This is a genomic window from Jeotgalibacillus campisalis, assembly GCF_000829515.1.
Taxonomy (GTDB): Bacteria; Bacillota; Bacilli; order Bacillales; family Jeotgalibacillaceae; genus Jeotgalibacillus; species Jeotgalibacillus campisalis.
In genome coordinates this window covers 78501-100853 of sequence record NZ_JXRR01000015.1, presented here as the reverse complement: position 1 = coordinate 100853, position 22353 = coordinate 78501, and the positions used below count along the sequence as shown (strand labels likewise).

Annotated in this window: 16 protein-coding genes; 8 read left to right on the top strand and 8 right to left on the bottom strand. The window is 45.5% G+C overall.

Annotated elements, in window-relative coordinates; translation table 11 throughout:
- Window positions 1-14 precede the first annotated feature (14 nt).
- The 4 genes from KR50_RS11400 to KR50_RS11385 are packed head-to-tail and all read left to right on the top strand — an operon-like array spanning window position 15 to window position 2433.
- Window positions 15-500 (top strand): hypothetical protein, encoded by a 486-nt coding sequence (locus KR50_RS11400; protein ID WP_041058510.1) that lies wholly within the window; start codon window positions 15-17, stop codon window positions 498-500.
- 45 nt (window positions 501-545) lie between these two features.
- Window positions 546-989 carry a hypothetical protein gene (locus KR50_RS11395; RefSeq protein ID WP_041058507.1) on the top strand — a complete coding sequence of 148 codons (444 nt, stop codon included), beginning with the start codon at window positions 546-548 and terminating at the stop codon, window positions 987-989.
- Window positions 990-1024: 35 nt separating this feature from the next.
- Window positions 1025-2059 carry a glycosyltransferase gene (locus tag KR50_RS11390; protein ID WP_041058499.1) on the top strand — a complete coding sequence of 345 codons (1035 nt, stop codon included), beginning with the start codon at window positions 1025-1027 and terminating at the stop codon, window positions 2057-2059.
- Between the two features lie 41 nt (window positions 2060-2100).
- Window positions 2101-2433, top strand: a complete 333-nt coding sequence (locus tag KR50_RS11385) for a hypothetical protein (RefSeq protein ID WP_041058496.1) — start codon at window positions 2101-2103, stop codon at window positions 2431-2433.
- A gap of 428 nt (window positions 2434-2861) precedes the next feature.
- Here the strand turns inward: KR50_RS11385 and KR50_RS11380 are convergent, their stop codons facing one another.
- Both KR50_RS11380 and KR50_RS11375 read right to left on the bottom strand, forming a co-directional pair.
- On the bottom strand, window positions 2862-4445 hold the full coding sequence (locus KR50_RS11380; protein ID WP_052477066.1) for a catalase: 1584 nt from the start codon (window positions 4443-4445) through the stop codon (window positions 2862-2864).
- A gap of 198 nt (window positions 4446-4643) precedes the next feature.
- Window positions 4644-5156, bottom strand: a complete 513-nt coding sequence (locus KR50_RS11375; protein ID WP_041058492.1) for a YhcN/YlaJ family sporulation lipoprotein — start codon at window positions 5154-5156, stop codon at window positions 4644-4646.
- Between the two features lie 207 nt (window positions 5157-5363).
- Between KR50_RS11375 and KR50_RS11370 the strand changes: the two genes are divergently transcribed.
- The 3 genes from KR50_RS11370 to KR50_RS11360 are packed head-to-tail and all read left to right on the top strand — an operon-like array spanning window position 5364 to window position 9387.
- Entirely contained in the window at window positions 5364-6698 is a 1335-nt protein-coding gene (locus tag KR50_RS11370; protein ID WP_041058491.1) for a sigma 54-interacting transcriptional regulator, read from the top strand.
- Window positions 6695-8011, top strand: coding sequence for an aspartate aminotransferase family protein (locus KR50_RS11365; protein WP_041058489.1), 1317 nt, complete (start codon window positions 6695-6697; stop codon window positions 8009-8011). Before KR50_RS11370 ends, KR50_RS11365 begins: the two co-directional genes overlap by 4 nt.
- An 11-nt stretch (window positions 8012-8022) precedes the next feature.
- Entirely contained in the window at window positions 8023-9387 is a 1365-nt protein-coding gene (locus KR50_RS11360; RefSeq protein WP_041058487.1) for a YjiH family protein, read from the top strand.
- A gap of 76 nt (window positions 9388-9463) precedes the next feature.
- Here the strand turns inward: KR50_RS11360 and KR50_RS11355 are convergent, their stop codons facing one another.
- The 3 genes from KR50_RS11355 to xth form a co-directional block, all read right to left on the bottom strand.
- Window positions 9464-9961 (bottom strand): DoxX family protein, encoded by a 498-nt coding sequence (locus KR50_RS11355; RefSeq protein WP_041058485.1) that lies wholly within the window; start codon window positions 9959-9961, stop codon window positions 9464-9466.
- 211 nt (window positions 9962-10172) lie between these two features.
- Window positions 10173-11018 (bottom strand): NAD(P)H-hydrate dehydratase, encoded by an 846-nt coding sequence (locus KR50_RS11350; RefSeq protein ID WP_041058483.1) that lies wholly within the window; start codon window positions 11016-11018, stop codon window positions 10173-10175.
- A gap of 79 nt (window positions 11019-11097) precedes the next feature.
- Window positions 11098-11853 (bottom strand): exodeoxyribonuclease III, encoded by a 756-nt coding sequence (gene xth, locus KR50_RS11345; RefSeq protein WP_041058482.1) that lies wholly within the window; start codon window positions 11851-11853, stop codon window positions 11098-11100.
- A 220-nt stretch (window positions 11854-12073) separates the two neighbouring features.
- On the opposite strand from xth, the gene mgrA reads away from it, so the two are divergent.
- Window positions 12074-13066 carry an L-glyceraldehyde 3-phosphate reductase gene (gene mgrA / locus KR50_RS11340; protein ID WP_041058480.1) on the top strand — a complete coding sequence of 331 codons (993 nt, stop codon included), beginning with the start codon at window positions 12074-12076 and terminating at the stop codon, window positions 13064-13066.
- Between the two features lie 53 nt (window positions 13067-13119).
- Here the strand turns inward: mgrA and KR50_RS11335 are convergent, their stop codons facing one another.
- The 3 genes from KR50_RS11335 to KR50_RS11325 form a co-directional block, all read right to left on the bottom strand.
- Window positions 13120-14226, bottom strand: a complete 1107-nt coding sequence (locus KR50_RS11335; RefSeq protein ID WP_041058478.1) for a glycosyltransferase — start codon at window positions 14224-14226, stop codon at window positions 13120-13122.
- A gap of 219 nt (window positions 14227-14445) precedes the next feature.
- Window positions 14446-15642: a hypothetical protein gene (locus KR50_RS11330; protein ID WP_041058477.1), complete on the bottom strand. Its 1197-nt coding sequence runs from the start codon at window positions 15640-15642 to the stop codon at window positions 14446-14448.
- A gap of 63 nt (window positions 15643-15705) precedes the next feature.
- On the bottom strand, window positions 15706-22341 hold the full coding sequence (locus KR50_RS11325; RefSeq protein WP_232304276.1) for an NTTRR-F1 domain: 6636 nt from the start codon (window positions 22339-22341) through the stop codon (window positions 15706-15708).
- Between the last annotated feature and the right edge of the window lie 12 nt (window positions 22342-22353).

Here is a 22353-nt window from a genome sequence, read left to right as displayed (position 1 = left end):
AAGTGGTGAAGTAGATGTCGATGCCAAATATACCGAATATCACCCCTCAAATTTCCCTGAATCGCTGCGATACGATTAATTTATTGTTGTCGTCCATTGCTCTTGAAGAAATTGGATTATCACATATTTTAAACGCAGAAGGCGAAAAACTGCAGCACTTTTTAAAATTGTGTCCAAAGCATCCTAATGACTATCTGGAAATGAATAAGAGTATCAACAAAATGCTTCGAACTGTAGTTAAATCTCAACTATTGCTTGAGTTGAAGCTTGAAGACGTCTTAGAACTTGACGATAAAGAGGATTGTTCCAAAAAGCACTGCAAAGATTGCGATAAGGAACGTAAACCTGGCTGCCGGGATGACTACAAGAAGCCCATGGCTTACACCAATTGCAAGTATTGCGGCAAAGAGCATTGTGAAGAAAAATGCAAAAAGGCGTGTCAGGACTGTGGGAAGAAAGATTGCAAGGGCTGTGTAAAAACACCGCGCTACCTGAATTAACCCCTTTTTACAAGGAGGCGTTTGCCAATCGGAGGTGGCTTTAACATGAGCCAGCACGCGTTAAAACAAATGAAAAGGACAGAATATGATCTTTTTATAAAAGCGTTTGTTTCATTTTTGATTGAAGCAGCTGAATTACTGTTATCTGAACATGATTGTACACCAAAGAAAAAATGTGCTGAACAAAACCTGATGATCTCACTCACCCTTTTATCAAATTTGCATGAAACGATTGTATCAAAAGAGATACGGGAAAAAACAGATGGTCCTTTTACACTGCCATTTGATGAAAAGCAGCAGTTGCAAATCCGGGAGCTGCTTTACGAATTAAAGAGCCGCCTTCGTCATCTGGGAACCTTATCAAAAACCACTCAATCGCAATGTGACCGTTTAATCCTTCTGTTAATGGCTTATTATCCGCGGCGTGATAATGTTCGCATCATAATTGAATCCCCTGCAACAGCTCCTCCTTGGCTCGCCTGCCCTTGAACGGATGGAACGACTGATTCAAAAGGAGTGAATAGATGAAAAATCGTGACCTTCCTTCTGTCACTTTGTGTATGATCGTTAAAAATGAAGCAAGCCGTATTAAAAAATGTTTAAAGAGCGCTTCCTTGCTGGCAGACGAAATAATCATTGTCGATACCGGCTCGACGGATGAAACGATAGCGATTTGCAAATCGTTCAATGCACAAATTCATTCTTTTGAATGGACACAGGATTTTGCAGCAGCACGTAATTATGCACTGTCATTTTGTACCAGGGACTGGATCCTTTGGCTCGACGGTGACGAAGAATTAGGGTCATGTGATAAAGAAAATTTCCTACAGCACTTAGGTACGACACAAGCCTCAATGCTATCTTTACCTGTCTACAATTACGCTGGCCAGTCCCATTCCATTGATTCCGACAACGTGCACATTTACTATCAGCCTCGCCTATTTAAAAACAATGCCGGCATTACGTTTAAAAATCGCATTCATGAAACGCTTCAACTCCCACCCCTTCTCGCCGATTCAGAGCCGGAGCCCTACTCATTGCCAATTCACCATTATGGCTATTTGGATGATGTTGTTCATCAAAAAAATAAAGGAGCCAGGAACCTGTTGCATCTGCAGCTAGAGATCGCAGAGCCTGACCACAGTCCCTGGATGGAATATCATCTGGCGAGTGAATATTACAGGCAGGAAAATTACCCTGAAGCCTTTCAATGTGTTAATTTATCGATCATTCTTTTCCTGAAGCAAATGCGAAAACCTCCCTCTTTACTTTATAAATTAAAGTACGCCATCTTAATCGAAACAGGAAGTTATGAAGGAGCGGTAAAGGGAATTGAAAAAGCGATAGACCTTTACCCGGATTATGTGGATCTGCACTTTTATAAAGGAATTGCTTTGTTTCATCTGCAGCAGTTCAAAGAAGCTCTATCCTCTTTTGAGACCTGTCTGAAATTGGGCGATCATCATACTTATCATTTACTATCTAAAGGAGCCGGCAGTAAAAAAGCTGCCAGCTGGAAAGGTAAATGCTTAGAAAAATGCCGGGACCTCAAAGATTAATGGTTTGAGGTGCTATTTATGATCTGAAGGGGAGTTTTGCTGTGTCTCAATCAACTATTCCAAATATAACACCTTCCATAACGATTGATCGGGATGACGTAATCAATCTGCTTTTAGCCTCAATTGGAATGGAAGAATTAAGTCTCGCCCACATCGTCAATGCCGAAGCAGAAAAAATTCAGTACGTACTTGGGACTCTGACTAAACGGTCACATGAGCCTACATTAAGGGAGTTGCTCAAGGTGAACGATAGTGTTCAGGAGATGCTTGAAGTTGTTATAAAGAAAGAATTGCTTCTCGATACGAAATTAAGTCATGTATTGAAAGTGATCGATGCCCAGGATGATAAGAGGTATCATGATGGATTAAAATAAACCGGTTCATTTCCGTTTGCGTGGCGGGAGGTGAGCCCCGTTGATGCTGCCGCATCTTTTGGGTCTCACCCCTCCCGGCTTCTTCACGCTGGAGTCCCCGCCTTACACTACAATGAACCTATTCTTTAAATCATCCATGACGGTATGAGTAATTTCGTATAATTTAATTTCTTCAGATAATCTAAAAATTGTAAGGTGAATTCTTTTTTTATCACCTTTTATATGGGTTTTATTATTGAATCATGATAACTCGAGCGTATTATTTTTTTCGATACTCTGAATTAAAATTCATTCAACACACAATAAGCCGCTGTTCACTCCAGATTAATGGAATGAACAGCGGCTTTGGGTGTAAATGATACGAGTAACCAGATTTTCAAAGTCCCCATTCGCAGACTTGGATAAATTTTTTTCCGTCTAATAGCGGCTCAATAAGGATCGGCTTTGTGGCTTTTGCGCTGTGCGCTGTACATCGCTTTTTCACTATCAGCTGTTCCAATTTGATCATTGTTCTGCATATCCTTCATTTGAGCAAGCACTTCTTCAAGCTTTTGAGCCACGCGTCTGCCATACTCTTCATCTGCCTGTGTAAAATGGTCAATCATGGTTTCCTGTATCGTTTTATGACTCACTGCCAGGGCATCAGCCAAATTGCTCACGAGCTCTTCCTTCTCCCACTCTTCGAAATTACGGTAGGTTTCACCCGCCTGGCCGAAATTGTTCGGACGGTCAATGCCTTCTCTGACAAGACGGTCATTGTATGCCGGGTGATGTTCTTTTCCTTCCTGCTTCGATTCTTTTAAGCCATCAAGCACAGAAGGTTCATAATTTACATGAGGGTTTTTCCCTGGAGCCGCATCCACATAGTAGGTGCTTTGACCATCACGCTGGTTGGTTGCCACTCGTTTTTTCGGGGCATTGATCGGCAGCTGTAAATAGTTTGCTCCTACCCGGTAGCGCTGGGTGTCTGAGTATGAAAATGTCCGGCCCTGCAGCATTTTATCGTCAGAAAAATCAAGTCCGTCTACTAGCACACCTGTTCCAAACGATGCCTGTTCCACTTCGGCGAAGAAGTTCTCTGGATTTTTATTCAGTACCATTTTTCCAACTGGAAGGAACGGGAACTTGTCAGTCGGCCAAAGTTTCGTGTCATCAAGAGGATCAAAATCAAGCTCGGGATGCTCGTCGTCACTCATAATCTGTACACAAAGCTCCCATTCAGGATATTCTCCTCTGTCGATCGCTTCGTATAAATCCTGAGTAGCGTGACTCGTATTTTTTCCTTGGATTTCGTCCGCTTCTTTTTGGGTCAGGTTTCGGATTCCCTGGCTCAGCGGCTCCCAATGATATTTTACAAGAACTGCTTTTCCTTCTGCATTAACCCATTTATACGTATTCACTCCTGATCCCTGCATCTGACGATAATTAGCTGGAATGCCCCATGGTGAAAAAAGGAATGTAATCATATGAGTAGCTTCTGGTGACTGTGAAACAAAATCAAACATTCTTTCTGGATTTTGAATGTTTGTGACAGGATCGGGCTTGAATGCGTGGATCATATCAGGGAATTTAATGGGGTCGCGTACAAAAAAGATTTTTAAATTATTCCCTACTAAATCCCAGTTTCCATCCTCAGTATAAAATTTAACGGCGAAGCCTCTTGGATCACGTGCTGTTTCAGGAGATTCCTTTGCTCCTGCAACTGTAGAGAAACGAACGAAGACAGGCGTCTGTTTGCCGGCGCCTTGAAAAACCTTTGCTCTCGTGTATGTAGATACATCTTCTGCTCCGGCCTTGCCATACGTTTCAAAATAGCCGTGTGCACCTGCGCCCCGGGCATGAACGACCCGCTCAGGAATTCTTTCACGGTCAAAATGAGAAATTTTCTCGAGAAAATCATAGTTCTCCAGAGTAGTCGGCCCTCTGTTTCCAACCGTTCTGACATTTTGATTATCTGTAACTGGGTGGCCTTGACGATTGGTTAGAGACTCTTCATTTTCCCCTGTTCCCATTCGTTTATCATGTGAATTGCCTGCACCTTCAACAGAAGTACCTGTGAGTTCATCCTTTTCTTTATCCAAGAATTCTCCTCCTATTACCTAATTTTTGCATACATTTTACATATACCCCCAACAAGTCTTAATAAACTGAAAATTAAAATAGTTTAAAAATCAATTATTTTAAGAGATGATCGTCCCTCTCCTGCCGGGTTATTCCTCATAGGAGATGACATCCGGAATCATCCGTTCTACGTCTCCCCTAAACTCGTCTGCAAGTTTTTCTACAGAGTCACCGTCCTTGATTCGTTTTACATACGCTGCAAATGTATCTCTCATTTCCGGGCTCGAAGAAATGTAGATATTTTCAATATCCTTCAAATCAGATGCTTCAATTTCACTTATTACTTCATTCTTAATCTCTTGAGGCACTTCTTCTCCTTCTGAATTCAGTAATTCAATCGCAACAAAAGCATCTTGATTTGTAACGAATACCCAGGCATCCTCCACACCCTCCACAGTAGAAATTTTAGCGGCCGCATCTTCTGATACTTCCAATCTTCCGTCAGATGCATCTGCATTTTTTTGATCATCATTATTCACTAAATCAGCTACTTCGGGATTATCGTTTTGTTCCACTGCTTCATCTATTTGACTCGTATTGCATCCAAGAAGCATTAAAACGGCGAAGCAAATTTGCGCACAAAAAATGAAACGATTGCTCATTGGTTTTACCTCCAGGCATCTTTTTTTTAATGTAACCAGGTGCGCAATTAGTATGTACCATAAAAAAAATTTCAATAAACTTTTAAAAGAAGAGCCCTCCGTTCTTTAATAACAAACTATTCACTAAATAATATTTATACTTTATATTGAATTTTTATTATTCAATAGTGTATAGTCTTATACAGAAATGAATAAAGGGGCTGGAAGATGAATCCGTTATTACTGCTCTCAAATCAAAGTGAAGAAATTATGGAGATGCATGATGAAGACATCATCATTACAACCGCGGAAGGAAGAATCATTAAAGTAACACCTAAAAGCGGTGAACATTATGGACTGTCCCCTAGTGAACTGCTTGGCAGATCCGTAGTAGAGCTTGAACGGCAGGGAATCTTTTCACCAGCGATTACACCACAGGTTGTGGAAAATAAAAAGAAAGTGGTCATGGTTCAGAAAACGCCGTCAGGACAAAAAGTATTAATTACCGGCATCCCTCTTTTAAACGATCAGTCTGAAGTAGAGCATGTTATCAGTTATTCCTATGAGCTTTCAGAACTCATGATCATGAAAGAGTACCTGAATGACCTCGAATCCCAAATTGTGCTTGCAAAAGAGGAACTTGCTTACTTCAGGGACCGCCAAATGGAGATTAAAGATTTTATAGCAGAAAGTCCATCTACTAAACAGGCTCTAAAAACCGTTTATAAAATGAAGCAGTTCAACACACCTGTTGTTATTTACGGTGAACATGGAACGGGCAAAAGTGTTCTCGCGAAAACCCTGCACACTGAAAGTCTAAAAAACGATCGTCCTTTCATTGAAGTGGATTGCCGCTCGATACCTGATGCAGTATTTGAAGAGGTTTTAACAAGTACTGAACAATCACGGGGGTATTTAACACTATCAAGTGGAGGAACGCTTTATTTGAAAGAAATCGATCAATTATCCAGCTCATCTCAATCCGTTTTGTCCAAACTGCTGCAAGACCATGACGCTTCACGGGTGATTGCGACGAGTGTGGACTCCCTGCAAGAATTGACGCAGAATGGAATGTTTAGAGAAGACCTCTTTTATCGTCTCCACCTTGTTTCCATCTGTTTAAAGCCTTTACGAGAACGCCCGGAAGATCTGTCAAAAGCCATTACAGTTTATCTAAACGAGTTAAACCAGAAATACAGCCGCCAAAAAAACATTGACGACACGCTCTACCTTCATCTTTTACAACTGTCCTGGAATGGTAATTTCAGAGAGTTAAAAAATGTATTAGAAAGAAGTTTTATAGAGTCTGAGGAGGATACCATCCGAATTAACGATCTGCCTCCTGACTATCAGCCTGCTAAAGATGAACAGATGGAGATTGATCTGGAAGGAAAAACACTGCCGCATATTTTAGCGTTTGTTGAACGTAAAGTGATAACAAATGCAAAAAACAGGTACAGAACCACAACCGAAATGGCTTCAGCACTTGGAATCAGCCAGCCCTCTGTTGTGCGCAAATTAAAAAAATATTCTACTACACCTTTAGGAGATGACATCTTATGACTCAAAAACAAACACCCGATTGGCAAGAGCTTGCAGGCTCGATTGGAAATCTATTGGCACCGAGTATGGCAAAGGATCACCCAAACCTGCCAGTAGTGAAAGCGGAAGGCTGCTATTACTACGGAGCTGACGGGAAAAAATACCTTGATTTCACTTCCGGTATTGCAGTAGAAAACGTCGGACACCGTCATCCAAAAGTGGTGCAGGCAATTAAAGACAGTGCAGATCATTTACTTCATGGACCATCAGGCGTCATTATCTATGAATCTATTTTAAAGCTGGCATACGAATTGCAGCAGATCCTCCCGCCAAAACTCGATAACTTCTTTTTTGCCAACAGCGGCACTGAAGCCATTGAAGGGGGCATCAAGCTTGCCAAATATGCGACCAAACGTCCTTACGTGGTTTCTTTTACCGGCTGTTTTCACGGCAGATCCATTGGCGCGTTAAGTGTTTCAACTTCTAAAAGTAAATACAGAAAATATATGCAGCCTTCCTGGCTTACGTATCAGCTTCCTTATGCTCATCCTGAAGATTTACCGGAAGGAGAGGATCCTGCTGTCTATTTCCCTGAAAAACTCGAGCGTGACGTGGAAAAGTTGTTTAATCATCAGGTAACACCAGAAGAAGTTGCCTGCATCATTTTAGAACCTGTTCTTGGTGAAGGCGGATATATTATCCCGCCAAAAGAATGGCTCGCCAAAGTTCGTGAAATTTGTGACCGTCACGGCATCCTCCTTATATTTGACGAAGTACAAACAGGATTTGGACGAACAGGCGAGTGGTTTGCTGCTCAAACTTTTGGCGTGACACCGGACATTATGGCGATCGCAAAAGGCATTGCAGCAGGTTTACCGCTCAGTGCCACTGTTGCCTCAAAAGAACTGATGGAAAAATGGCCGCTTGGCACACATGGAACGACCTTTGGAGGAAATCCCATGGCCTGCTCTGCTGCTCTTGCTTCCCTTGAAGTTATGAAGGAAGAACAGCTGCTGAAAAGAGCCCGTGACATGGGGGCGTACGCGAAGGAACAGCTTGAAGGGCTGAAAGAAAAACACAGCACAATAAAAACGATTCGCGGAGTCGGTCTAATGATTGGCATTGAATTACAGGACATCAGCACCGGTAAGCCTGATGGAGATGCGGTCATGAATGTACTGGATGAATGCCTGAAGCGCGGCGTATTGTTTTATCTTTGCGGCAATGCAGGCGAAGTGATCCGTATGATCCCGCCTCTCACCGTTACAAAAGAACAAATCGATACAGGCATTCAAGTGCTGGATCAGGCACTTGGTACACTTAAAAACGAATAGGAGGAATAGTGATGTCCACTTTACAAAAGGAAGAAAATCCAGTTTCACCTTCAGCTACGTGGAAATTTCTTATTCCTTCTTTACTTGGTGCTTTATTGTTTTTAGTGCCCGTACGATTTAATGGAGAAATAACGATAGGTGTCGGAATACTTGCTTCGTCTATTCAATCCTCTTTTGGTGACTGGATTCCTGCATTTATTTTAGTATTGCTTGGTTTATCTGCAGTCTTTAGCTTGATTGCAACTGCAGTCAAACCGGCATTTGTTCAAAAGTCTCTTTTTTTAAACAGTTTATTTATTACCAATCTCTTTGGACTTATCGTTCGGGTGATTGGATTTGTGATTGGCTTGATGGCTTATTTTGAAATGGGTCCTATGACGATTTCTTCGAGGGATACGGGAGGAGTGGTTCTCTATGATTTAGCTCCTGTATTATTAACCTGGTTTTTATTTGCCGGCATTTTACTTCCTCTTTTAGTGGAATTCGGATTAATGGAGTTCATAGGGAGCATTTTAAACAAAGTGATGCGTCCTCTTTTCACTCTTCCCGGACGGTCATCCATCGATTGCATGGCTTCATGGATGGGGGCAGCGCCTGTTGGCGTATTAGTCACCATGAAACAGTATGATGAAGGGTATTATACAAAAAGAGAAGCTGCTGTTATTGCAACCACCTTCTCTGTTGCATCTGTCGCATTCAGCTTAGTTGTTGCGAATGTCATTGGCATCGGGCATTTATTCTTTCCTTTCTATGTGGCCGTATCCGCTGCTTCAATCGCAGCTGCCGTCATTATGCCAAGGATTCCTCCTCTCTCGCGCAAGCCGGATACGTATTATGAACCGGTGGGAAAGAGAATTGATGACACAGTCCCTGAAGGAGTTTCTCTTTTTTCGTGGGGATTTCAAGAAGCACGAAAAAAAGCAAGCCGTGTAGAGGGTCCTAAACAGCTTGCGGCTAAAGGTATTCATACCGTTCTTGATATTTGGCTTGGATTAATTCCGCTCGTTATGACGTTAGGTACACTGGCATTAGTGATCGCCACGTATACGCCCTTATTTGACATCATTTCGTACCCGCTTATTCCCGTGTTAACACTTTTCGGATTGCCTGAGGCCCCAGCTGCTGCACCGACGATCCTGGTTGGTTTTGCTGATATGTTCCTGCCGGCCGTTCTTGGCAGCGGCATCGAAAGCGAGCTTACACGATTTGTTATTGCAGGAATTTCTTTAACTCAGCTAATCTACATGTCTGAAATAGGTATTTTAATCTTACGTTCCAATATTCCTGTGAAATTTTATGAGCTAGTTTTAATTTTTATCCTGCGTACGATTATTACTTTACCGATCATTGTACTATTTGCCCATTTATTTGCCTAAAATACCGGTATTCATTAAACAGCCTCCCCCTTTTATATGAAAGGAGGAGGCTTTTCCTATCTACGCCTGCTGTCCATTAAGTATGCGCCTCTTTCATTCGACCATTATTCACCTTTTTCTTTGCTGCCGGAATGGCCCAGTGGTCAAGACCAAACCGCTGTGCACCATAGCCTGCAAGGAGCAACAGCACGGCTGCTGTTAGTAAAACAGGATTTGTGCTGATCGTTCCTGCAAGAAGAAAGTTCACGTTCATGAAAGCACCTGCCGCAAGAGCCGGAACGGTCAGTAAACCAACGATTAAGCCCAGCCCAACAAATAATTCTCCCCATGGAATTAAGATATTAAAGATCGCTACATTTGGAAGAGCTACCTGTTCAAGAAATGCAGCATACCAGTCAGCTACAATTGGTGCTTCTCCTCCAGCTTTCGCGATTGCTCCCTGTAAATAACCGTTGGCATCAAATCCTCCTGTTATTTTTCCCCATCCTGCTTCAAGCCATTGAATTCCCAGCCATACCCGAAGAATCGTCCATAAAAAGGCTGCCACTTTTCCATTCCACCATTTTTCTCTCATCGTACTCTCTCCTTCATTTGTGAAACTTTTCACATTTAAGGATATGTTTTATGTATGTGAAATATTTCACATCTATTTGATACCTTTATCTTAATCTAATAAAACAGAAAACACAATGACTTTGTGCATTATTTCACAAAGTTGATACAATTACGTTTTCTCAACAAATAAAAACGCTGAGAATGTGCTCCTCAGCGTTTATCTCTTGTTGCTATTCGTAGCTTTTCCACACTTCCGGAAGCAGATCGCAAATTTCATGGGCCAGCAGTGTATGAGCAGAACGTGTAAGCGTCCATTTTTTCGCGCACGCTCCATGAAGATGAACCGCATTTAACACTGCATGCCGCCAATCTTCATGACAGCACATCATCCCCAGCATAATGCCGGTCAATGTATCACCGGTCCCCCCTTTTGCAAGAGCACCGTCTCCTGTAGCGTTTATCCAAGTTTCGCCATCCGGGAAAGCAATAACGGTTTCATTGCCTTTTAGGACAATCGTGACCTCCCACTTCATCGCCCATTCAGACGCAGCCAGAGCCCGGTTTTCCTGAATCTCCTTCACCTCTAATCCCGTTATCCTTGAAAATTCGCCGGGATGAGGTGTTAAAATAGTAGGCGCATCCCGCATTTCATAGGATCGCTCCGATAAAGCGCCAGCATCGAGAATCACCGGACATGTTGTCTTCAAAATCATTTGTATGGCCTTTTCTGTCCGGTCATTGGGTTCAATCCCCGGACCGGCAGCAATGGCTTTATAGTCATGAAGTTCTACTGAACCATCTCCCGCTTTTTGCAATCCATCTGATAGATAGGTTGCTTCAGGAATTGCTGATACTGCATGAGCAATGACTTCCTTATCCGTTCCGATGACGAGCTTTCCTATTCCGCTTCGTAATGCCCCGACCCCGGAAAGCAAAGCAGCGCCAGGCATGTCTGCGCTCCCTGCAAGCAGCAGACCCGTTCCATAAGTCCCTTTATGTCCGGAATTTTTTCTGACAGGCAGTGTGATTCTTGCTTTTTCCTTCGTCCATACTCTCGGTTCACTTCGTTCGTTCATTTCTTCCACCTCCATTATTATCCTTTCTTTTCCTGCTTTCAATAGTGGATAAACAAGATGATCTCAATCCAAATGCAGTTTATGGAGTCTGCATTTCCAATTGAACAGGACAATGATCACTTCCTAAAACGTAAGGGTGAATAGCTGCGTCTTTCAGTTTATGTTCAAGCTTTTCGGAAACGATGAAATAGTCAATTCTCCAGCCAATATTGCGCTCTCTCACCTTACTCATATATGACCACCAGCTGTATGCACCTTCAAGATCAGGATAAAAATAGCGGAAAGAATCGACAAACCCTGCACCTAACAGATCTGTCATTTTCCCTCTTTCTTCTATAGTAAAGCCTGAGTTCCCGCGATTGGGTTTCGCATTCTTTAAGTCAATCTCTTGATGGGCTACATTAAGATCTCCGCATAAAATAACAGGCTTCTTCTTATCCAATTCTTTGATGTAGTCAAGCATCCGCTCCTCCCACTCTAAACGATAAGGAAGCCTTGATAAATCTCTTTTGGAATTAGGCGTGTACACATTTATTAAATGGAATTCCTCAAATTCCAGTGTAAGGATCCGTCCTTCCGCTTCATTTTCTTCTCCAAGTCCGTAACAAACGGATAACGGTTTTTCTTTCGTGAACACCGCTGTTCCCGAATATCCTTTTTTCTCTGCATAATTCCAGTATTGGTAATAGCCTTCAAGCGGCAGATCAATCTGTTCCTTCTGAACCTTTGTTTCCTGCAGACAAAATATATCTGCATTCACCTGGTGAAAATAATCTAAAAACCCTTTTTTCACACAGGCTCTAATGCCGTTTACATTCCACGAAATAAGTTTCATTCCTATTGCTCCTGTTCTATGAATCTAATTGATTTAAACTACGTAACCAACGTTTAGTTAAATACATAACGTCATTTTACCCTTATTAACCCGAGTAAAAAAGTCAAAATGCTTTCCATCTCCTCCTGGATTCATTAAACTAGTAAATTAAGGAATGAATGCGGTTTCAAATAATACGTTCAATCTTCGTTTCTTACTACCTAGTAAAGGAGAGTTATCTATGGCTTACACAGCCTCAAAAGACCGATACAGTGAAATGAAATACAATCGATGCGGACAATCCGGCTTGCTTCTTCCAGCTATTTCTTTAGGATTATGGCACAATTTCGGAGGAGTTGACTCCTTTGAAAATGGACGGGCGATGCTGCGGAGAGCATTTGATTTGGGCATCACGCACTTTGATCTGGCTAACAACTATGGTCCGCCTCCCGGATCGGCTGAGGAAATGTTCGGCTCCTTATTAAAAACAGATTTCTCAACGTATCGCGACGAACTGATTATTTCATCTAAAGCAGGCTATCACATGTGGGACGGACCTTACGGGGAATGGGGCTCGAAAAAATATTTAATTTCAAGTCTTGACCAAAGCTTAAAAAGAATGGGCCTTGAGTATGTTGATATTTTCTATTCCCACCGTCCGGATCCAGATACACCGATGGAAGAAACGATGGGTGCGCTTGATCAGATTGTCAGGCAGGGTAAAGCCTTATATGTAGGAATTTCAAGCTATGACGAGGATCAGACAAAACAGGCCATTTCCATTTTAAAGGATCTTGGAACACCTCTTCTCATCCATCAGCCAAAGTATTCTATGCTGAATCGCTCGATTGAAAACGGCGTTCAGGACGTGCTTCAGGAAAATGGGGTCGGGTCAATTGCTTTCTGCCCTCTTCAGCAGGGACTTTTGACCAACAAATATTTGAATGGCGTTCCACAAGAGTCACGTGCTGCCAAGTCAACAGGTGCCCTTGGTGAAAATGAAGTGACAGAAGAGGTGATCAGTAAGGTACAGGAACTCAATTCACTGGCTGAAAACCGCGGACAAAGTCTGGCTCAAATGTCGCTTGCGTGGGTGCTTAGAGAAGGAAGGGTCACCTCTGCCTTAATTGGAGCAAGCAAGGTCAGTCAAATAGAAGAAAACGTTAAAACACTTGAAAACCTTGAATTTTCATCAGAGGAATTATCTGCTATTGAACGCATTTTGACTGATTAAACATTAAAAGTCCGACTCTTTAAAAGAGGCGGACTTTTCTTATGATGTTACATTTACGAAGGAGTATCTGCATTCGTTTCTTTTTTTAATCCTAATTTTTTTTCGAGCAGTTCTTTATTAAGGAGAACGCGCTCATCGTCCGGACGGTATTTTCTTGCCAGTTCATTATGTTTATAGGATTTTTCAAAATCAGGCAGATTATAATAACATACACATAACTGCAGATGCGGATACCAGGTTGAATAAGCAGGATAACTGAAGCTCCACCTGTTCGGGTCATTTTCAATTGTAGTCGCTAATTCATACCAATAAATAGCTGCCTTGTACTCCTTTTTTCGTTGAAAATTATACCCCACCCTGCTGCACATCTCAGGTCTCGGTGTTTTTGAAAACCTTAGGGATTCAAATAAAGAGGCCAGCTCTTTATCCGTATCTCCTTCAAACCGGTAGCAGTCCGCACGGTTAATACAAGCGTATACTTTATCTTCAATCCAGCCCTCTTTTAATTCTATATTCTTCGAATAACTTTCAATCGCCTTTTGGTGATGGCCATTCTCTCTTAATTCATTTCCATAATAAAAATAATCTCGCGGACTGAACACATCCCCATTTTCAATTTTTGTATCGTAAATAGATAAGTTTCTGCCTACCGAATGACGGATTTTCTTATGCGTGACAGCGATATCAGAATTTATAATATGGCCAAATACATTTAGATAGTTATGACAATCGCCTTCCCACTTATAGTTCCTGCTCGTTTTCACGAGACGGTTGCGGCGATATTGAAGCGTAACATTTCCAAATTCATCTGTGCCAGCATTATAAAACATGGACACAGAATCAACCGCCGGATCCAGTGTTTCCTTCAATTTTTTAAACTTTTCCCGGTCTTCCTCCAATAACACATCATCAGCATCCAGGTAAAAAGTATATTCTTTGGTCGCGTACTTAAATGATTCATTCCTGGCATCTGTAAATCTACCGGTCCACTCAAAGAAAAACACACGGTCCGTGAACTCTTTTGCAATCTCAACGGTCCGATCGGTAGAGCCAGTATCCACAATATTAATCTCATCTACAAGGTCCTTAACAGACTCCAAACAGCGGCCCAAAACCTCTTCCTCGTTCTTGACCATCATACACAGACTTATCGTAGGCATCCAATCTCTCCCTTCAAAAAAGTGGTTAATCTTTATCACTCCACACGCTATATCATGTCTATGACCAGCAAATACTCGATAGACCGTAATCGATTAATTGGATAAAAATCAGTTTGAAGATAGTAATGGAGCTCAATAACACAGGAATTTTAAAGGATATACGGAATATAAAAAAAGCTTCCATAGTGGAAGCTTAAATTTTGTTACTCCTTTTACTTTTTACCAATCTTCCGTGACTCTAAATGCTGCCGCAATAAGAGGTGTTCCAGTAATAGAGCCAATAACTAACGATACAATATCGTCATCAGGTAGCTCAAAATCTAAAAGATTAGCTGTAGCCAGCGCTCTGCTGAAGAACAAAGTACCTGCTCCAACCCCCTGAAACACAACCTCTCCCCCCGTTATGGTGGTAGCAGTATTGTTAACCCTTAAGGATGTTTCATCACTTGGAATTTCAGTTGTACCTGTAGGAAAATCTGTAAATGCTGTATTTAAAGAACCACCCACAATTATTTGAAAATATATATCCTGACTCGAAAGAATATCAACTCCTTCAAGAGTGACCCTGACTGAATTTGATCTGCCTGAACCTGCAGGAAATATTGCTTTTCTCTGAAAAGAAATGACCGGTACACCGGTTGTGTTTACAGTAACCTGCCTTCTTTCAGATGTAATCCTAAATGAAGGATTAAATTCCCCAAGTATACTGTACTGCCTTCCACCTACGAAAATACTTCTTGCTGCCGCTGCACCACCATTCTCAATTTGACCACGCAGAGGCAGGTTTGGATCAGTAAAACTTGTTTGATTTGCTGGTCTATAGCGATTAACCGTTACAACTTGCTGAGCAAGGGTTACAGGATTTTGCACCGCCACATTAAATTCCACAACGCCATAACCATACCAGGTAAAGTTAATCTGAAAAATATTCCCTATTGCTAAATCTAAGGTTATTCCACTTGGCCCCGTACCATCTAATGGATCAACATTCCAGGATGTTTGGGGGATAATGGTATCTACTCCGGCTCTTCTGATTGCCACAAAAATTCCATCTGCTACACTCTGGCCGAAATAAGCACCGTTCTCTTCATCAAATAAGCCCCAACGGAATACCTGAGTTGCTGCAGGTGGTGCAGGAATTCGAACTCCTATCCCTGCCTGACCAGCATAACCAGGCATATACCGGCCTCTTTCTGCACTGTCCAACGTTGCAGAGTCTGTCGCTCCACCTGTTACACTTATTTGATACTCAACGGCTGTATTGGTTACAGTTCCGCTTCCAGTGGTTGCTACAATATCTCTTAAATCAGACAATCCATATACTGACTTTAATTCTATAATCGGAGTTCTTCTTGAAACGTTTAGCTCATCAAATTGAGAACTGACACTTGGTCCTATATTTCCAATTATCGTCATATTTTCTTCACTCCCTCCTTATAAACAGGTATGGCCCTGATAGTCAGGGTCACACCTGCTCTTTTACCACTCTTCTGTTACTCTGAACACAGCTGTTATGGATGTTGTACCAGCAAAAGTTCCTATGACTAACGTAACTGGCTGCTCATCGGGAAGTTCAAAGGTTAACAATGAGGCTGTAGCTAATTCTCTTATAAAACCACCTGCAGCAACTCCCTGATACACAACCTGACCTCCCGTAATTGTCGTAGCAGTGTTATTAACCAGAAGGGCCGTTTCATCGTTTGGTATTTCAGTATTGGTAGTAGGGAAGTTATCAAATGTGCCATCCAATGTCCCGTTTACAATGACCTGATAATAAATATCAGCTGAAGTGATAATATCCACTCCCTCTAAAGTGACACTGACAGAATTAGATCTTCCGGAACCAGCAGGGAATTCTGGTTTTCTTTGGAATGAAAGCACTGGTTCTCCTGCTGTTCCAACTGTGACAGTCCGTCGATCAGAAGTAATTCTAAATTCTGGGTCGAATTTGCCAAGTATGCTGTACTGTCTTCCTCCAACAAAGATACTGCTATTGGCAGCGGTACCGTCATTGACGATTTGAGCGCGCAGCGGAAGATTGGGATCTTCAAAACTGGTTTCGTTAGAAGGTCTGAATCGATTAACCGTTATGACTTGCTGGGCTAATGTTACTGGATTTTGCACTACTACATTGAACTCCACAACTCCATAACCATACCAGGTAAATTTATTTTGGAAAATGTTTCCTAAAGAGAGATCAAGGGTTAACCCGCTCGGTCCGGTTCCATCTAGCGGATCAATATTCCACGAAGCTTGAGGAATAATTGTATCTACCCCACCCCTTCTGATTGCTACAAATATGCCATCTGCAACACTTTGGCCAAAATATGCTCCATTTTCATCATCGAACATACCCCATCTAAAAATTTGATTTGCACCTGGCGGGGCTGGAATTCTCACTCCGATTCCCGATTGTCCAGCATATCCAGGCATATATCGTCCTCTTTCAACACTATCCAATGTTGCTGAATCAGTAGCACCATTCGTTACACTGACTTCATATTCGATCGATGTGTTTGTGACCGTTCCTGAACCTGTAGTAGTTATAAGGTCTCGCAAATCTGAAATTCCATATACAGATTGCAATTCAAGTACTGGGGTTCTTTCTGAAGTATTGAGTTCATCAAACTGTGAACTTACACTTGGTCCTACATTTTCAATGGTGACTAATTCAGCAACTGGTCCTGTTACTCCGGTTGCTCCTGTTGCGCCTGTAGCTCCGGTGGCTCCGGTTGGTCCTGTTACACCAGTTACACCTGTGGCTCCGGTTACTCCAGTCACTCCTGTAGCTCCTGTGGCTCCAGTTGGTCCTGTTGCTCCGGTTGCTCCGGTGACTCCTGTGACTCCAGTTACTCCAGTTGCTCCTGTTGCTCCAGTTGGTCCTGTTACTCCAGTTGCACCGGTGACTCCTGTTACTCCGGTTGCTCCAGTTACTCCAGTTACTCCTGTTGCTCCTGTCGCTCCAGTTACTCCAGTTACTCCTGTTGCTCCAGTTACTCCTGTTGCTCCAGTTGCGCCTGTGGCTCCTGTTACTCCTGTGGCTCCAGTTGGTCCGGTTGCTCCGGTGACTCCAGTCGCTCCAGTTGCGCCTGTGGCTCCTGTTACTCCGGTTGCTCCGGTGACTCCAGTCGCTCCAGTTGCGCCTGTGGCTCCTGTTACTCCGGTTGCGCCTGTGACTCCAGTTACTCCAGTTGCTCCTGTTGCTCCAGTTGGTCCTGTTACTCCAGTTGCACCGGTGACTCCTGTTACTCCGGTTGCTCCAGTTACTCCAGTTACTCCTGTTGCTCCTGTCGCTCCAGTTACTCCAGTTACTCCTGTTGCTCCAGTTACTCCTGTTGCTCCAGTTGCGCCTGTGGCTCCTGTTACTCCTGTGGCTCCAGTTGGTCCGGTTGCTCCGGTGACTCCAGTCGCTCCAGTTGCGCCTGTGGCTCCTGTTACTCCGGTTGCTCCGGTGACTCCAGTCGCTCCAGTTGCGCCTGTGGCTCCTGTTACTCCGGTTGCGCCTGTGACTCCAGTTACTCCAGTTGCTCCGGTGACTCCAGTTACTCCAGTTTCTCCTGTGGCTCCAGTCGCTCCTGTTACTCCTGTGGCTCCAGTGACTCCAGTCGCTCCAGTTGCGCCTGTGGCTCCTGTTACTCCTGTGGCTCCGGTTGCTCCGGTTACACCTGTGGCTCCAGTTGCTCCGGTTACTCCCGTTGCTCCTGTCGCTCCAGTTGCGCCTGTTACTCCTGTGGCTCCAGTGACTCCAGTCGCTCCTGTTGCGCCTGTTGCTCCTGTTGGTCCAGTTGGTCCAGTTGGTCCAGTTACTCCGGTTGCTCCGGTGACTCCTGTTGCTCCAGTTGGTCCTGTTGCGCCAGTGACACCAGTCGGTCCAGTTACTCCAGTTGCTCCAGTTGCGCCTGTGGCTCCAGTTGCTCCAGTTGGTCCGGTTGGTCCGGTTGGTCCGGTTGCTCCTGTTACACCAGTAACTCCAGTTACTCCAGTGACTCCTGTGGCTCCAGTTGCTCCGGTTACTCCCGTTGCTCCAGTTACTCCAGTTGCTCCAGTTGCTCCAGTTGCTCCAGTTGCTCCAGTTGCTCCGGTTGCACCGGTTGCTCCTGTTACTCCTGTTGCACCAGTGACACCAGTTGCTCCTGTTGCACCAGTGACACCAGTTGCTCCTGTTACTCCAGTCACTCCTGTAGCTCCTGTGGCTCCTGTGGCTCCTGTGACTCCGGTTGCTCCTGTGACTCCGGTTGCTCCTGTGACTCCAGTTGCGCCGGTTACTCCGGTTGCTCCAGTTGCTCCAGTTGCGCCTGTGGCTCCAGTGACTCCTGTTGGTCCTGTTACTCCAGTTGCTCCGGTTACTCCAGTTGCACCAGTGACTCCTGTTGCTCCGGTTGCGCCTGTAGCTCCAGTGGCTCCTGTGGCTCCGGTTGCTCCAGTTGCGCCTGTGGCTCCAGTTGCACCAGTGACTCCTGTTGCTCCAGTGATACCAGTCGGTCCTGTTACTCCGGTTGCTCCAGTTACTCCCGTGGCTCCAGTAGCTCCTGTGGCTCCAGTTGGTCCTGTTGCTCCGGTTGCGCCTGTAGTCCCAGTTGGTCCTGTTGGTCCTGTTGGTCCTGTTGGTCCTGTTGCTCCTGTTGGTCCTGTTGCTCCTGTTGGTCCTGTTACACCAGTAACTCCAGTTACTCCCGTGGCTCCTGTTACGCCGGTTACTCCTGTTACTCCAGTTGGTCCGGTTGCACCTGTGGTACCAGTCGGTCCAGTTGCTCCTGCTACTCCGGTTGCTCCGGTGATTCCTGTTACTCCAGTTGCGCCTGTTGCTCCTGTTACTCCAGTTGCTCCGGTTACTCCAGTTGCACCAGTGACTCCTGTAGCTCCCGTTGCGCCTGTTGCTCCTGTGGCTCCGGTTGCTCCAGTCGCTCCAGTCGCTCCAGTTACTCCGATTGCTCCTGTTGGTCCTGTTGCACCAGTTACTCCTGTTGCTCCTGTCACACCAGTAGCTCCCGTTACTCCAGTTACACCGGTTGCTCCCGTGACACCTGTGACTCCTGTTGCTCCTGTTGCGCCAGTGGCTCCTGTGGTTCCGGTTGGTCCTGTTACACCAGTCGGTCCAGTTACTCCGGTTGCTCCAGTTGCTCCGGTTGCTCCTGTTACTCCTGTTGCACCAGTTGCTCCTGTTGCACCAGTGACACCAGTTGTTCCTGTTACTCCAGTCACTCCTGTAGCTCCTGTGGCTCCTGTGGCTCCTGTGGCTCCTGTGACTCCAGTTGCTCCAGTTGGTCCAGTTACTCCGGTTGCTCCGGTTACTCCTGTGGCTCCAGTTGCGCCTGTGGCTCCAGTTGGTCCTGTTGGTCCTGTTGCGCCTGTTACTCCTGTGGCTCCAGTTGGTCCGGTTGCTCCTGTCGCTCCAGTTGCTCCGGATACTCCTGTTACTCCAGTTGCACCAGTGACTCCTGTTGCTCCGGTTGCACCAGTTGCTCCTGTGGCTCCAGTTGCTCCAGTTGGTCCGGTTGGTCCGGTTGGTCCTGTTGGTCCTGTTGGTCCTGTTGGTCCTGTTGGTCCGGTTGCTCCAGTCGCTCCAGTTACTCCGGTTGCGCCTGTGACTCCAGTTGCTCCAGTTACTCCGGTTGCTCCTGTTGCTCCTGTTCCGCCAGTTGGTCCTGTTACACCAGTTACACCAATCGATCCAGTTACACCTGTGGCTCCAGTTGCTCCGGTGGCTCCTGTTGCGCCTGTTACTCCAGTTGCTCCGGTTACTCCAGTTGCCCCTGTTACTCCAGTTGCACCAGTGACTCCCGTAGCTCCGGTTGCACCGGTTACACCGGTTGCTCCTGTGGCTCCTGTTACTCCAGTTGGTCCTGTTGCTCCGATTGCGCCTGTTACTCCAGTTGCTCCAGTGACACCTGTGGCTCCAGTTGCTCCTGTCACTCCTGTTGCTCCGGTGACTCCTGTTACTCCAGTTGGTCCTGTTGCTCCTGTTGCGCCAGTGACTCCTGTTGCTCCGGTTGCGCCAGTGACACCAGTTGCTCCAGTTGCGCCTGTAGTCCCAGTTGCTCCAGTGACACCTGTGGCTCCGGTTGCTCCAGTAGCTCCGGTTACTCCAGTCACTCCGGTTGCTCCTGTTGCGCCAGTTGGTCCTGTTGCACCAGTTACACCAGTCGATCCAGTTGCACCTGTGGCTCCTGTTGCTCCGGTTACTCCCGTTGCTCCTGTCGCTCCAGTTGCTCCTGTTACTCCTGTGGCTCCAGTTGGTCCGGTTGGTCCGGTTGGTCCGGTTGGTCCGGTTGGTCCGGTTGCCCCTGTTACTCCTGTAGCTCCAGTTGGTCCGGTTGCGCCTGTTACACCAGTAACTCCAGTTACTCCTGTGGCTCCTGTTGCGCCAGTGACACCAGTTGCTCCAGTTGCTCCGGTTACTCCAGTTGCACCATTGACTCCAGTTGCACCAGTGACTCCTGTTGCTCCGGTTGCACCAGTTGCTCCTGTGGCTCCAGTTGCTCCAGTTGCTCCAGTTGCTCCTGTGGCTCCAGTTGCTCCAGTTGCTCCAGTTGGTCCGGTTGGTCCGGTTGGTCCTGTTACTCCTGTAGCTCCAGTTGGTCCGGTTGCGCCGGTTGCGCCTGTTACACCAGTAACTCCAGTTACTCCTGTGGCTCCTGTTGCGCCAGTGACACCAGTCGGGCCAGTTGCTCCTGTTACTCCGGTTGCTCCGGTTGCACCAGTGACTCCTGTTGCTCCGGTTGCGCCAGTGACACCAGTTGCTCCAGTTGCTCCGGTTACTCCAGTTGCCCCTGTTACTCCAGTTGCACCAGTGACTCCTGTAGCTCCGGTTGCACCAGTGACTCCTGTTGCTCCGGTTGCACCAGTTGCTCCTGTGGCTCCAGTTGCTCCAGTTGCTCCAGTTGGTCCGGTTGGTCCAGTTGGTCCTGTTGGTCCTGTTGGTCCTGTTGGTCCTGTTGCGCCTGTTACTCCAGTCACTCCGGTTACTCCTGTTACTCCGGTTACTCCAGTCGCTCCAGTTACTCCGGTTGCGCCTGTGACTCCAGTCGCTCCAGTGGCACCGGTTACGCCTGTTGCACCTGTAACTCCAGTTGCGCCTGTTACGCCTGTTGCACCTGTAACTCCAGTTGCTCCTGTAACTCCAGTTGCGCCGGTTACTCCGGTTGCTCCAGTTACGCCTGTAGCACCCGTTACGCCAGTCTCACCTGTGGCTCCTGTGGCTCCTGTGGCTCCAGTTGCTCCGGTTACTCCCGTTGCTCCGGTTGCTCCGGTTACTCCTGTTACTCCAGTTGGTCCTGTTGCTCCGGTTGCGCCTGTAGTCCCAGTTGGTCCTGTTGGTCCTGTTGGTCCTGTTACACCAGTAACTCCAGTTACTCCGGTTGCTCCGGTTACTCCAGTCGCTCCAGTTGCTCCAGTTACTCCGGTTGCTCCGGTTGCACCAGTTGCTCCTGTGGCTCCAGTCACTCCAGTCACTCCGGTGACTCCTGTTACTCCAGTTACTCCTGTGGCTCCGGTTGCTCCTGTTGCACCAGTTACTCCGGTTGCACCTGTTACTCCTGCTGCTCCGGTTACTCCAGTCGCACCAGTGGCTCCAGTTACTCCAGTTGCGCCAGTTACTCCGGTTGGACCTGTTGGTCCAGTTGATCCGGTAGGTCCAGTTGGTCCTCCCACATCAGTTACTGTTATTAATGCAACATCATCTACTAGTATTGGACTACTATTTGCTAAACCGAGTTTTTGAATGAGGATTACTGCAAAGACTGCTCCTGGAGGAGCTAAGGTTGTAGTTGCATATACCTCTAACCAGTCTCCTGCAGGTGGCAGCCTGTTGGCTAATACATTGAGGACTAATCCTTTTCCTAAAAAATTAAATGAAGAATCGTAGTAATCTAATACGATGGTAATAGGAGGATTAGGGTTATTATTTAGTCTGGCTAATGAAGCGATAATCTCAAATCTATCGCCTGGATTGATCGTTACAGTTTGTGCGATAAAAGCTACTGATGTTGTTGATAATAAGGCACTAAATGTGCCAGAATGACTTGCCTGAGAAGTGACAGAAGCATTTAATCCTGTCCATGGCGGCAATGATCCCGTTTCAAATCCACCATTAATTACTTTATTTACAATGGTCACTTTTTCACATCC

Coding starts and splice junctions, on each gene's coding strand:
- KR50_RS11400 (WP_041058510.1), top strand. CDS start 15: ATGTCGATGCCAAATATACCGAATATCACCCCTCAAATTTCCCTGAAT.
- KR50_RS11395 (WP_041058507.1), top strand. CDS start 546: ATGAGCCAGCACGCGTTAAAACAAATGAAAAGGACAGAATATGATCTT.
- KR50_RS11390 (WP_041058499.1), top strand. CDS start 1,025: ATGAAAAATCGTGACCTTCCTTCTGTCACTTTGTGTATGATCGTTAAA.
- KR50_RS11380 (WP_052477066.1), bottom strand. CDS start 4,445: ATGGGAACAGGGGAAAATGAAGAGTCTCTAACCAATCGTCAAGGCCAC.
- KR50_RS11375 (WP_041058492.1), bottom strand. CDS start 5,156: ATGAGCAATCGTTTCATTTTTTGTGCGCAAATTTGCTTCGCCGTTTTA.
- KR50_RS11370 (WP_041058491.1), top strand. CDS start 5,364: ATGAATCCGTTATTACTGCTCTCAAATCAAAGTGAAGAAATTATGGAG.
- KR50_RS11365 (WP_041058489.1), top strand. CDS start 6,695: ATGACTCAAAAACAAACACCCGATTGGCAAGAGCTTGCAGGCTCGATT.
- KR50_RS11360 (WP_041058487.1), top strand. CDS start 8,023: ATGTCCACTTTACAAAAGGAAGAAAATCCAGTTTCACCTTCAGCTACG.
- KR50_RS11355 (WP_041058485.1), bottom strand. CDS start 9,961: ATGAGAGAAAAATGGTGGAATGGAAAAGTGGCAGCCTTTTTATGGACG.
- KR50_RS11350 (WP_041058483.1), bottom strand. CDS start 11,018: ATGAACGAACGAAGTGAACCGAGAGTATGGACGAAGGAAAAAGCAAGA.
- xth (WP_041058482.1), bottom strand. CDS start 11,853: ATGAAACTTATTTCGTGGAATGTAAACGGCATTAGAGCCTGTGTGAAA.
- mgrA (WP_041058480.1), top strand. CDS start 12,074: ATGGCTTACACAGCCTCAAAAGACCGATACAGTGAAATGAAATACAAT.
- KR50_RS11335 (WP_041058478.1), bottom strand. CDS start 14,226: ATGCCTACGATAAGTCTGTGTATGATGGTCAAGAACGAGGAAGAGGTT.
- KR50_RS11330 (WP_041058477.1), bottom strand. CDS start 15,642: ATGACGATAATTGGAAATATAGGACCAAGTGTCAGTTCTCAATTTGAT.